Here is a 10,970-nt window from a genome sequence, read left to right on the forward strand (position 1 = left end):
GGGCGGTCGACGCGCCGGTGCGGTGAGCCGCGGTCAGGCCAGCAGCGCGGTGAAGCCGCCGCCGCGGGCCAGGGCCTCCAGCTCGTCGAGCGCGCCCAGGGCGGCCCGTGCCGCTACGGGGTCCGTCGCGGCGAGGCCGCTCGCCGTGAACTCGTCCTCGTCCAGGCGCCGCACGTCCGCGCCGTCCGCGGAGCGCCACAGGTCCAGGTCGAGGTCCTCCACGACCAGCTCCGCACCGGACAGGACGGCCGGGCGGGTGACGTCGCAGTACCAGCCCTTCAGCGCGCCCGTGGCGGAGCGGACCTCCTTGACCGCGTACCAGCGGTCGCGCCAGTAGTACTCGGTGAAGACATCCCCCGGCTCGAAGCGGACGAAGCCGAAGTCGCGGACGCCGGAGCCCGCCCACGAGGCCCGCACGGCGAGCCGGGTGCCGTCGTCCGCCAGGAGTTCACCGGCGTAGCGGATCTTCGTGCGGCCCGCCTTGACGAGCACCACGTCCAGCCGCGCGGGACGGTCAGCCGAGTTCGCGGACATAGCGCACCTCCGTCGCGCCGATCTCGTAGCCGAACCACTTGTTGATGGCGATCATCGGCCCGTTGCCCGTGTCGTTCCCGGTGAACGCCTCCGTGTACCCCGCGGCGCGCGCCCGGTGCAGGGAGTCGTTCTTGGCGAGCTTCGCCAGGCCCCGGCCGCGGAAGTCCCGGGCGGTGCCGGTCATGGCGGTGCCGTAGCGGGTGCCGTCGGTGTGCGCCACGCTGAAGGCGGCCGGCCGGCCGTCGACGACGGCGACCGTCGTCAGGTCGCGGTCCAGCAGCGGGTGCCGCCAGTTCTCCTCCAGCCACGCCTGGTAGTCGGTGAACTCCACGGCGATGTCGCCGGGTTCGTCCGACACCACCTCCGCGTCCAGTTCGAACAGCGGGCGCGGGTCGTCCGCGAAGTCGGCGGCGGTGCGCAGCTCGACGCCGGGCGGCGGGGCCTGGCGGGGCGGCAGGCTGCCCGCCGCCAGGTCGAGGCGGAGGAAGCAGGCGGACCGGCTGGCCCGGAAGCCGTGGCGCTCGGCGAAGGCGCGGTTCTCCGGCTCGTCCAGCACCCAGGCGAACAGCTTGGTGACCCCCAGCGCCGCGAGACGCTCCTCGGCGGTGCGCAGCAGGAGCGAGCCGGCGCCGCGGTGCCTGCGGTCGGGACGCACGTAGATGTTGGCGGAGCCCTGGCCGGGCTCCGGGCTCTCGTGGGCGACGCTGACCTGGGCCGTGCCGATGATCTCCCCGTCCTCCTCGGCGACGAGCTGGGTGAAGTGGGCGTCCGGGTGGGCGTGGGTCAGGGTGTGCACCACGGACTCGGGCGTGGAGAGCATGAAGGGGAGAGCCAGGCGGCGGGTGGCGGAGAACCCCTCGGCGTCGGCTCGGACATCGGGTCGCAGGTCGCGCACGGTCACGGTCATGGGGGCGCACGTTACGTCGGGGGGTGCCCCGGGTGCCTCTCATTTTCCGTCCCGTGCGGGACAATCGGCCCTGTGACCTTGAAGATCGACATCGACGACAGCGCCCCTCCGTACGAGCAGGTGCGGGCGCGGATCTCCGAGCAGGCGAGGTCGGGCGAACTGCCGGTGGGATACCGGCTGCCGACCGTGCGGGGGCTGGCCGAGTCGCTGGGCCTCGCGGCGAACACGGTCGCGAAGGCGTACCGCGCGCTGGAGGCGGACGGGGTGATCGAGACGCGGGGCCGCAACGGCACGTTCGTGGCCGCCGCCGGCCCGGCGGCGGAGCGGGAGCTGGCGGCCGCCGCCCAGGCGTACGTGGAACGGGCCCGCCGGCTGGGGCAGGGGGAGGACGAGGCGCTCGCCGCGGTCCGGGACGCCCTGCGGGCGGCCTACGGGGAATGACCGCGGCGCGCGTCGCTCACGTGCGGACGCCGCGCGTCCCTCACGTACGGACCAGGTGTTCCGGCGTGCGGGTGATCTCCAGGCCCGCCGCCCTCCCCGCCCGCGCGAACGCCATCGCGTCCACCACGGCCGCGCCACCGGGGTCGTTGTTGAAGTACGCGTAGACCTCCTCGCCGCCCGGCCAGGTGGTGGCGATGCGGTCGAGCCAGGTGGCGAGGGAGCGGCGGCCGTAGCGGGGCCACGGGTGGGCCCGGCCCTGGTGGAAGCGGACGTAGCCCCAGTCGGCCGTGCGCCACAGCGGCGTCGCGGGGCGGGCCAGCACGTCGGCCCAGCACAGGGCGGCGCGCCGGGCCTTTAGGACCGCGCGGACCTGCGGCGTCCACCAGGAGTCGTGACGGGGCTCGACCGCGACCCGGGTCGAGGCCGGGAAGCAGGCCAGGCAAGCGTCGAGCAGACCGGGGTCGGCGCGCAGGGTGGGCGGGAGCTGCAAAAGGACCGGGCCGAGCCGGTCGCCGAGGCCCGCCGCGTGGGTCATCAGCCGGTGCACCGGCTCCTCGGGCTCCTTGAGCCGCTTGATGTGGGTCAGATAGCGGCTGGCCTTGACCGCCACGACGAAGTCCGGCGGCACCCGGCCGCGCCAGTCCTCGAAGGTCTCCCGGGACGGCAGCCGGTAGAAGGCGTTGTTGATCTCGACGGTGGCGAAGTGCCCCGTGTACTCCTCCAGCCAGAGCCGCATCGGCAGCCCGGACGGATACAGGACGTCCCGCCAGTCCTTGTACTGCCATCCGGACGTGCCGACGAACAGGGTCATAGACCCATCAAAACACCGGCGGGCGCGGACCTCCTACAGATACAGGCCCGCGTCGACGTCCCCGCGCGGCTCGGGCAGCGACGTCGGGGAGGTGCCCCGGCGCAGCGCGTACAGCTCCGCCAGCGTCGCGCCCTCGCGGCCGACGCCGTCCTCGCGGCCGAGCCAGCCCACCGCCTCCGCGCGGGTCAGCGGGCCCACCTCGATCCGGGCGAGACACCGGCCGGGGCGGACGACAGCGGGGTGCAGGCGCTCCAGGTCCTCGTTGGTGGTGACGCCGACCAGGACGTTGCGGCCCTGACCGAGCAGACCGTCGGTCAGGTTCAGCAGCCGCGACAGGGCCTGGCCCGCCGTGTGCTTGGCCTCGCCGCGGATCAGCTCGTCGCAGTCCTCCAGGAGCAGCAGCCGCCAGCGGCCCTTGCCCGTCGCGTCCTCCTCGCCGATGGCGATGTCCATGAGGTAGCCGACGTCGCCGAAGAGCCGCTCGGGGTCCAGGACGCAGTCGACCTGGCACCAGTCGCGCCAGGACCGGGCGAGCGTGCGCAGCGCCGACGTCTTGCCGGTGCCCGGCGGGCCGTGCAGCAACAGCAGGCGGCCCGCGATGTCCTCCGGGGTGGTCTTCATCAGCCGGTCCATCGCGTCCGCCACCGGCGCGGTGTAGTTGGGCCGGACCTCGTCCCAGGTGCCCGCCGCGATCTGGCGGGTCGTGCGGTGCGGTCCGCGGCGCGGGGAGACGTACCAGAAGCCCATCGTGACGTTCTCCGGCTGCGGTTCGGGTTCGTCCGCCGCGCCGTCCGTGGCCTGGTCGAGGATCTTCCGGGCCAGCTCCGCGCTGGTCGCCGTCACCGTGACGTCGGCGCCCCGGTTCCAGCGGGAGACCAGCAGGGTCCAGCCGTCGCCCTCCGCCAGCGTGGCGCTGCGGTCGTCGTCCCGGGCGGCGCGCAGCACCCGGGCGCCGGACGGCATCAGCGTCGCGCCGGAGCGGACGCGGTCGATGTTCGCCGCGTGGGAGTACGGCTGCTCGCCCGTGGCGAAGCGGCCGAGGAACAGCGCGTCGACGACGTCGGACGGGGAGTCGGAGTCGTCGACGGTGAGCCGGATCGGCAGCGCCTCGTGCGGGTTGTCAGGCATGCCGACATGATCCGGCACGGGCGCGCCGCGTGCACCCGGTTTCCGGGTGCCCGCGGCATGTCGCCCGGGCGCAGGTCAGCCGCCGGAGCGCGCGAGGAGCCGGCGCGCCTGCCGGGCCCTGCGGACCAGGGCGTACCCCTTCGTCAGGGCCCGGTCGCCGGCGAACGTACGGGCGATCGCGCGGCCCTCGACCAGTCGTTCGAACTCCGCGATGTCCGTGCTGCGGCGCACCGTCACGCGCCGCAGGGCGTACGGCCCATGCGCCCGGCGCGCCAGACCGTTGCCGACGGCGAGGGCCTGGGCGTAGCCCGTCTCGCGCACCGCCTGCCGGACCCGCCGGCTGGAGTAGCCGTACGGGTAGGCGAACGAGGCCGGTACGGTCCCCAGTTGGTCCGAGACGATCTCCTTGCAGTGGATCAGCTCGAACCGCAGGGTGGCGTCGGAGACCTGGTCGAGCTGCGGGTGGCTGTGGCTGTGCCCGCCGATCTCGACGCCCGCGGCCGCGAGCTCGCGGACCTGGTCCCAGTCGAGCATGGTGTCCAGGCCACCGCCGGTGTCGTAGGGGCCCCTCAGCCACCCGGTCGAGACGAACAGGGTGGCCGGGAAGCCGTGCTCGGCCAGGGCGGGCAGGGCGTGCCGGTGCACGCCCTCGTAGCCGTCGTCGAAGGTGATGAGGACCGGCCGTTCGGGCAGCGGGCGGCCCGAGCGCCAGCGGGCCGCGAGGCCGGCCGTGGTGAGCGGGGTCATGCCCCGGTCCGCGAGCACCGCCATCTGCCCGGCGAACGCCTCCGGGGTCACGGACAGGGCACGGGTCGCCTCGTTCGGGTCGGTGGCGACCGCGTGGTACATGAGGATGGGTACGCGGGTGTCGTCACTCACGGGCCGTCACCTCCACGGCGGGCACCTGGAAGGTGGTGCCGCCGCGGCGTGCCCGGACGCTGCCGACGACGTAGCCGCCCGCCGCCGTCAGCACCCCGGCCATGATCGCGCCCGCCCGTCGCGCGCCCCCGGGTCTGGCCAGCAGGGCGTCCCGCAGCCCCCGGGCGACCCCGGCCGGCAGCACGTGGGTGGCGTACCGGCGTTCGGACTCCAGGCCCTTGTCCGCGCCGACGCTCCGGGCCACCAGGGCCTTGGACAGGCCCTCGGCGTAGGCGCGCGTGCGGAAGTAGCGGAAGCGCTCGCGCACCTCGGGCACCCGGTGGTGGATGACGGCCCGGTCGTCGATCAGCAGCACCGCGTCGGGCCGGGCGCGGCTGAGCCGGATGCACAGTTCCGTCTCCTCGCAGCCCAGCGGGCGTTTGTCGCCGTCCCTGCCGATGCCGGTGGCGAAGCCACCCGCCGTGTCGAAGGCGCTGCGCCGGAACGAGGCGTTGCCGCCCAGCACGTTGCGCACCCGGACCCGGCCGCGCGGCAGGCCCCGGTAGGTGCAGCCCACCACCCAGTCGAACTCCTCCGGGAACCAGCCGGGGCGCCGCCCCGACGCCCAGACCGGCACCGTGCGCCCGCCGACCGCCAGCACCCGGGGGTCCTCGTACCCCTCGGCGAAGTACCGCAGCCAGTCGCGCTCGGCCACGGCGTCGTCGTCGAGGAACGCCACGATCTCACCGCGCGCGGCGGCGATGCCGGTGTTGCGGCCGGCGGACAGGCCGCGGGGGCCCGCGTTGGCGAGCACCCGCACCTCGTCGGCTTCCTTGTACTCCTTGCCGAGCCGGTCCAGCAGGGCCTGGTTGTGGTCGACGACCAGCAGCGTCTCCAGGGCCGGCCGGGACTGCGCCCGCACCGAGGAGACCGCCGCGAGGATGTCCTCCCAGCGGTCCTCGGTGTAGGCGCAGATCACGACGGAGACGTCGGGACCGCTCAACGCGCCTCTCCCCGGACGGCGTCGAGCATCGGCGACGGTGCCGAACGGCGGCGCAGCGCCCGGCGGTTGGAGCGCTCCTGGAGGATCACCCTGAGCACGCGCAGCCCGTCGCGCACGGCCCGCAGGTTGCTGGTGCCGTGGATGCGCAGATACTCGTGGCTCGGGATCTCCTGCACCTTGAGGCCGGCCTTGACCACCCGGATGTTCATCAGGGTCTCGACCTCGAAGCCGGTGCAGTCCAGGTCGATCTTGTCGAGGCAGTGCCGCCAGAAGGCGTTGTAGCCGTAGCACAGGTCGGTGTAGCGGGCGCCGAACTTGCGGTTGACGACCGTGCACAGCGCCCAGTTGCCCATCTTGCGGATGAAGGTCATGTCGTCGGTGCCGCCGCCGTTGGCGAAGCGGGAGCCCTTGGCGAAGTCGGCGCCCGAGACCAGGGCGGAGACGTAGGAGAGGATCTCGCCGCCGTCGGCCGAGCCGTCCGCGTCGACCATCACGATGATGTCGCCGGTGCACGCCTGGAACCCGGTGATCAGGGCGTCGCCCTTGCCCTTGCCGCGCTGCTCGACGACCTTGACCTCGGGCCACAGCTCGCGCGCCACCTCGACGGTGTCGTCGGTGGAGTTGCCGTCGACCAGGACCACCTCGTGGATCCAGTCGGGCAGGGTCTTGAAGACGTACGGAAGGTTCTCCGCCTCGTTCATGGCCGGGATGACCACGCTCACCGGCGGGGCTATCGCCAGGTGCGAGGAGACGGGCCGGTACCTGGCTGCGGTCGGCGGATGCTCTTCCGTCACGGCCGGCTGCAGAACTGAGCTCATGAGTCTGGTCCCTCTCGTCCGGTGGACCGCCCCCCCAGGGCAGTCCGGATCCAGTCCGGTTCGAAAGGGGGGTTCTCACCCGGGGCACGCCGACATGGAGCTTCGGCACGCCGGGTGAGCTGGCAAAGCTGGCCGGCCCCGAAAACGGCAGCCGACCGCGCGGCACGGCCCGGAGCCCTTGCGGTCACCGAGCACGGCACCCCCCTACCGCGCCCCGCGCCGGTACGTCGCGGTCCTTGAGCCCTCCCCTAGAGCCGCGTACTGACGGACCGATGCGGGTGAGATGTATGACGGTATTGACGATTGAACCCGTATGGCAAGACCTGGAACGGCCTCGCACGTTTTTGATGGTTTGGTCGTTGCGGGAGGTGCATGGTGGGGCGCAAGTTGACAGGTTCCCGCTCCATGAACGTCCGTTCCCCGACAGGCGCGTCATGCCTGCCGGGGAACGGACGTTCAGATGTTCGTGCTTACGGGACGAGCTGCAGCAGCCGGTTCGGCGAACCCGAGCCCGCGCTCGTGACCTTGCCGGTGACGGCGCCGCCCACCAGGGCCGAGGCGACCTGGGCCGGAGTGGAGGCGGTGTGGCCGGCCAGGTAGACCGCCGCCGCGCCCGCCACGTGCGGGGTCGCCATCGAGGTGCCGGAGATGGTGTTGGTGGCGGTGTCGCTGGTGTGCCAGCCCGCGGTGATGGAGGAGCCGGGCGCGAAGATGTCCAGGGCCGAGCCGTAGTTGGAGTAGCTGGCCTTGGCGTCCGTGCTGGTGGTGGCGCCCACCGTGATCGCCTCGGCGACCCGGGCCGGGGAGGACGAGGAGGCGGTGGTGCTGCTGTTGCCCGCGGCGACGGCGTAGGTGACGCCGCTGGCTATGGAGTTGCGGACGGCCGTGTCGAGGCTGGTGGAGGCGCCGCCGCCGAGCGACATGTTGGCGACCGAGGGGCCCGAGTGGTTCCGCGTCACCCAGTCGATGCCCGCGATCACGCCGGCGGTGGTGCCGGAGCCGCTGTTGTTCAGCACGCGCACGCCCACGATCTTCGCCTTCTTGGCGACGCCGTAGGTCGAGCCCGCGATCGTGGTGGCCACATGGGTGCCGTGGCCGTTGCCGTCGGAGGCGTTGGTGTCACCGTCGACGGCGTCGTAGCCGTGGGCCGCACGGCCGCTGATCTGCTGGTGGGTGATGCGCACACCGGTGTCGATCACATAGACCGTCACGCCGCTGCCCGCGCTGTCCGGGTAGGTGTAGGTGCCGGAGAGCGGGAGCGAGGCCTGGTCGATGCGGTCCAGGCCCCAGGGGGCGTTGGTCTGGGTGGCGGCGAGCGTGACGCGCTGGTTCTGCTCGACGGAGGCCACCGCCGGGTCGGCGGCAAGCCGCCGGGCCTCGGTGGCGGAGAGCTCGGCGGAGTAGCCGTTCAGGGCCGTGCCGAACGTCCTCTCGACCGTGCCGCCGTACTCCTTGACGAGGCCCTTGCCCGCGGCCGAGGACGCCTTCAGGCCCGCGCTCTTCTTGAGCGTGACGATGTAGCTGTCCTTGATCGCGGCCGGGGAGTCCGCGGCGAGCACCCGGCCCTCGGCGGGGGCGGCCTGGGCGGGGAGGGCGGTGAGGCCGCCGACGAGGGCGGCGGTCGCCGACAGGGTGATGGCGGCGAGTCCGAGTCTCTTGCTACGCAGTTGTGCCATTACGAGGGAGTCCTCCTCTAGGCGGCGCGCGCCTGGGTGGGGCGCGCGTCATGTGGGGGAGTGCGCGTGCTCGCGCACACGGCCGGGGGAGCGTCGCGTTCCGCTCCCGGCCGGAGTAAAGCGTCGACCATCTACCGGGGTAGAACAAGGGAGTTGAGCAGCCATCAACAAATCTGTCATGAACACGCAACACGAGTGGCCGGATACGTGGGCACAGGCGCGGTGAACGCGCCATGTGTCGTGAAAAGGGCTGAAAGACTTGGCATGGACACTTCCTGTCAACACGCGTAGCTGCTACGACGGTTGTGGCAGAGATCCTGCTAAAGGGAGGTTCCATGAGACGTTCCCGATTTGTCGTGCTCGTGAGCTCGCTCCTCCTCGCCGTCGGCACTGCCCTCACCGGGGCAGCCACGGCGCAGGCGTCCTCACAGGCCGCAACCGGTGGCTACGTGGCCCTCGGTGACTCCTATTCATCCGGAGTCGGAGCCGGCAGTTACATCAGCTCCAGCGGCGACTGCAAGCGCAGCACGAAGGCCTACCCGTACCTCTGGGCCGCCGCCCACTCACCCTCCACCTTCGATTTCACGGCCTGTTCCGGCGCCCGAACGGGTGATGTTCTCTCCGGACAGCTCGGCCCGCTCTCCAGCGCCACCGCCCTCGTCTCCGTCAGCGTCGGCGGCAACGACGCCGGGTTCGCCGACGTCATGACGACCTGTGTGACCCAGTCCGACAGCGCCTGCATCTCCCGCATCAACACCGCCCGCGCCTACGTCGACTCCACGCTGCCCGGCAAGCTCGACAGCGTGTACTCGGCGATCCGCTCCAAGGCGCCGAGCGCCCGGGTCGTCGTCCTCGGCTACCCCCGCTTCTACCAGCTCGGCACCACCTGCCTCGGCTTGTCCGAGGCCAAGCGCAAGGCCGTCAACGACGCCTCCGACCACCTGAACACCGCGATCGGCAAGCGCGCCGCGAGCCACGGCTTCGTCTTCGGCGACGTCCGCTCCACCTTCACCGGCCACGAGATCTGCTCCGGCGACTCCTGGCTGCACAGCGTCAACTGGCTCAACATCGGAGAGTCCTACCACCCGAAGGCCCCCGGCCAGTCGGGCGGCTACCTGCCTGTGCTCACCGCCAACGACTGACCGCTCAGGAGGACCCGGACCCGCCGTCCGGGTTCTCCTCCGTGTCCGGCTCCGTGTCCGGCTCCGTGTCCGAAGGAGAAGGGGAGGCCCCGCCCGTCGGGGTCTCCGTCTCGCACGTGATCGAGAACGGCACCGACTCGGACGTCGTCCGTACCGGCTCCCGCACCTCGACGGCGATCTCGTTCCCGAACGTGCCGGACCGCGCCTCGGTCGTGACCGTCACGGCGTCCTGCTTCGTCCGGCCGCCGCCCTCGGGGAACGACGCCGTCTTCCAGCCCCCGTCCAGCACCGAGCCGTCCCGCGTCACCCAGCGGTAGCGCACCTCGGCCGGCAGCCGCCCCACCGTGAGCGTCGCCGTGAACCTCGGCGCCCGCGCGCCCGGCGGCGGGCACGGGCCCGTGTAGTCCGTGCGCGACCCCTCCAGCGCGACCCGCACCGACTGCGGCGGGGGACTGCTCCGCTCGCTCTCGCTCGGCGTCGGCGAAGGACTGGACTTCCCGCTCCCCGTGTTCCGCGGCGGGTCCTTCGTCTCGGCGGGCGTGCTCGCCTCCGCGCCCCGGTCGCCGTCCCCGCCGCCGTCGTTCAGCAGCGCGTAGGTCAGCCCGCCCACCGCGACCGCCAGCGCGACCACGCCCGCGACCAGCACCCGGCCCGCCCGCCGGTCGCGTTCCTGCCGGGCGACCGGCGCCGTCCCGCCCGGGTCCGTGGCCGCCGGCTGTCCGGGGAAGGCCATCGGCGGGGTCGGGGAGGGCTCGGCGCGGGCCGCCGCGGCCGGCGGGTACGGGACCGCCCGAACGGTGTCCGCGCGGGGTGAGCCGCCCGCGCCGATCACCCGCAGCTCCTGCTCGGCCCGCTCGGCCGGCAGCCGCTGCTCCGGCTCCTTGCGCAACAGCCCCTCGATCACCGGGGCCAGCGGCCCGGCCCGGTACGGCGGTGGCAACTCCTCGTCCACGATCGCGCGCAGCGTGCTCAGGGGCGTGTCGTGGCGGAAGGGGGAGTGACCCTCCACCGCCGCGTACAGCAGCACGCCGAGCGACCACAGATCGGACTCGGGACCCGGCGTGCGCCCGAGCGCACGCTCCGGGGCGAGGAACTCGGGCGAGCCGATCACCTCCCCGGTCATGGTCAGCGCGGAGCTGCCCTCCACCATGGCGATGCCGAAGTCGGTGAGCACGATCCGGCCGTCATTGGCGATCAGCACGTTGGCTGGCTTCACGTCCCTGTGCAGCACCCCGGCCTCGTGCGCGGCCCGCAGCGCGGCCAGCACCTCGGCGCCGATGTGCGCGGCCCGCTGCGGCGACAGCGGTCCCTCGGCGTCAAGGACCTCGGCCAGGGACAGGCCACGGACCAGCTCCATGACGACCCAGGGCCGGCCCTCGTCCGTCGCCACGTCGTACACCGTGACCACGTTCCGGTTGGTGACCCTGGCCGCCGCCCACGCCTCCCGCTCCAGCCGGGCGTACATTCGCTGGACGTCGTCGCCCCCCAGCCCGGCCGGGGCGCGCACCTCCTTGACGGCCACCTCGCGGTGCAGCAACTCGTCGCGGGCGCGCCAGACCGTGCCCATGCCGCCCTCGCCGAGCGGTGCCAGGAGCCGGTAGCGGCCCGCGATCACCCGCTCATGGCCCGGTTCTTCGGACACGGCGCCCCCA

Annotated in this window: 11 protein-coding genes; 2 read left to right on the forward strand and 9 right to left on the reverse strand. The window is 72.9% G+C overall.

Features of this window, described 5'->3' with window-relative positions; all coding sequences use genetic code 11:
* Nucleotides 1-33: 33 nt before the first annotated feature.
* Both ABTZ58_RS30785 and ABTZ58_RS30790 read right to left on the reverse strand, forming a co-directional pair.
* Nucleotides 34-534: a ribonuclease FAU-1 family protein gene (locus tag ABTZ58_RS30785; RefSeq protein WP_351363677.1), complete on the reverse strand. Its 501-nt coding sequence runs from the start codon at nucleotides 532-534 to the stop codon at nucleotides 34-36.
* Entirely contained in the window at nucleotides 515-1,441 is a 927-nt protein-coding gene (locus ABTZ58_RS30790; RefSeq protein ID WP_351363680.1) for a GNAT family N-acetyltransferase, read from the reverse strand. The genes ABTZ58_RS30785 and ABTZ58_RS30790 overlap by 20 nt, the downstream gene beginning before the upstream one ends.
* Before the next feature lie 72 nt (nucleotides 1,442-1,513).
* On the opposite strand from ABTZ58_RS30790, the gene ABTZ58_RS30795 reads away from it, so the two are divergent.
* Nucleotides 1,514-1,882 (forward strand): GntR family transcriptional regulator, encoded by a 369-nt coding sequence (locus ABTZ58_RS30795; RefSeq protein WP_351363683.1) that lies wholly within the window; start codon nucleotides 1,514-1,516, stop codon nucleotides 1,880-1,882.
* A gap of 40 nt (nucleotides 1,883-1,922) precedes the next feature.
* Here ABTZ58_RS30795 and ABTZ58_RS30800 read toward each other — a convergent pair whose 3' ends face one another.
* The 6 genes from ABTZ58_RS30800 to ABTZ58_RS30825 form a co-directional block, all read right to left on the reverse strand.
* A complete protein-coding gene (locus ABTZ58_RS30800; RefSeq protein WP_351363686.1) occupies nucleotides 1,923-2,693 on the reverse strand; it encodes a DUF72 domain-containing protein in 771 nt (256 codons plus the stop codon).
* Between the two features lie 33 nt (nucleotides 2,694-2,726).
* Nucleotides 2,727-3,821 carry a DUF5925 domain-containing protein gene (locus ABTZ58_RS30805; RefSeq protein WP_351363689.1) on the reverse strand — a complete coding sequence of 365 codons (1,095 nt, stop codon included), beginning with the start codon at nucleotides 3,819-3,821 and terminating at the stop codon, nucleotides 2,727-2,729.
* 75 nt (nucleotides 3,822-3,896) lie between these two features.
* Nucleotides 3,897-4,670, reverse strand: coding sequence for a polysaccharide deacetylase family protein (locus tag ABTZ58_RS30810; RefSeq protein ID WP_351363857.1), 774 nt, complete (start codon nucleotides 4,668-4,670; stop codon nucleotides 3,897-3,899).
* Between the two features lie 22 nt (nucleotides 4,671-4,692).
* Nucleotides 4,693-5,682, reverse strand: coding sequence for a glycosyltransferase family 2 protein (locus ABTZ58_RS30815; RefSeq protein ID WP_351363692.1), 990 nt, complete (start codon nucleotides 5,680-5,682; stop codon nucleotides 4,693-4,695).
* Nucleotides 5,679-6,500: a glycosyltransferase family 2 protein gene (locus ABTZ58_RS30820; RefSeq protein ID WP_351363695.1), complete on the reverse strand. Its 822-nt coding sequence runs from the start codon at nucleotides 6,498-6,500 to the stop codon at nucleotides 5,679-5,681. The genes ABTZ58_RS30815 and ABTZ58_RS30820 overlap by 4 nt, the downstream gene beginning before the upstream one ends.
* A gap of 470 nt (nucleotides 6,501-6,970) precedes the next feature.
* Entirely contained in the window at nucleotides 6,971-8,176 is a 1,206-nt protein-coding gene (locus ABTZ58_RS30825) for a S8 family peptidase (protein ID WP_309095731.1), read from the reverse strand.
* A 335-nt stretch (nucleotides 8,177-8,511) separates the two neighbouring features.
* On the opposite strand from ABTZ58_RS30825, the gene ABTZ58_RS30830 reads away from it, so the two are divergent.
* On the forward strand, nucleotides 8,512-9,318 hold the full coding sequence (locus ABTZ58_RS30830; RefSeq protein WP_351363698.1) for an SGNH/GDSL hydrolase family protein: 807 nt from the start codon (nucleotides 8,512-8,514) through the stop codon (nucleotides 9,316-9,318).
* A gap of 4 nt (nucleotides 9,319-9,322) precedes the next feature.
* Here the strand turns inward: ABTZ58_RS30830 and ABTZ58_RS30835 are convergent, their stop codons facing one another.
* Nucleotides 9,323-10,960 (reverse strand): serine/threonine-protein kinase, encoded by a 1,638-nt coding sequence (locus tag ABTZ58_RS30835; RefSeq protein WP_351363701.1) that lies wholly within the window; start codon nucleotides 10,958-10,960, stop codon nucleotides 9,323-9,325.
* Nucleotides 10,961-10,970 lie beyond the last annotated feature (10 nt).

Source organism: Streptomyces sp. NPDC094143 (genome assembly GCF_040303825.1).
GTDB lineage: Bacteria > Actinomycetota > Actinomycetes > Streptomycetales > Streptomycetaceae > Streptomyces.

What these genes read in the sequence shown, in the direction of transcription:
- ABTZ58_RS30820 (WP_351363695.1), bottom strand. Translation starts at nt 6,500, where the DNA reads ATGAGCTCAGTTCTGCAGCCGGCCGTGACGGAAGAGCATCCGCCGACC.
- ABTZ58_RS30805 (WP_351363689.1), bottom strand. Translation starts at nt 3,821, where the DNA reads ATGCCTGACAACCCGCACGAGGCGCTGCCGATCCGGCTCACCGTCGAC.
- ABTZ58_RS30790 (WP_351363680.1), bottom strand. Translation starts at nt 1,441, where the DNA reads ATGACCGTGACCGTGCGCGACCTGCGACCCGATGTCCGAGCCGACGCC.
- ABTZ58_RS30810 (WP_351363857.1), bottom strand. Translation starts at nt 4,670, where the DNA reads ATGTACCACGCGGTCGCCACCGACCCGAACGAGGCGACCCGTGCCCTG.
- ABTZ58_RS30825 (WP_309095731.1), bottom strand. Translation starts at nt 8,176, where the DNA reads ATGGCACAACTGCGTAGCAAGAGACTCGGACTCGCCGCCATCACCCTG.
- ABTZ58_RS30800 (WP_351363686.1), bottom strand. Translation starts at nt 2,693, where the DNA reads ATGACCCTGTTCGTCGGCACGTCCGGATGGCAGTACAAGGACTGGCGG.
- ABTZ58_RS30830 (WP_351363698.1), top strand. Translation starts at nt 8,512, where the DNA reads ATGAGACGTTCCCGATTTGTCGTGCTCGTGAGCTCGCTCCTCCTCGCC.
- ABTZ58_RS30785 (WP_351363677.1), bottom strand. Translation starts at nt 534, where the DNA reads ATGTCCGCGAACTCGGCTGACCGTCCCGCGCGGCTGGACGTGGTGCTC.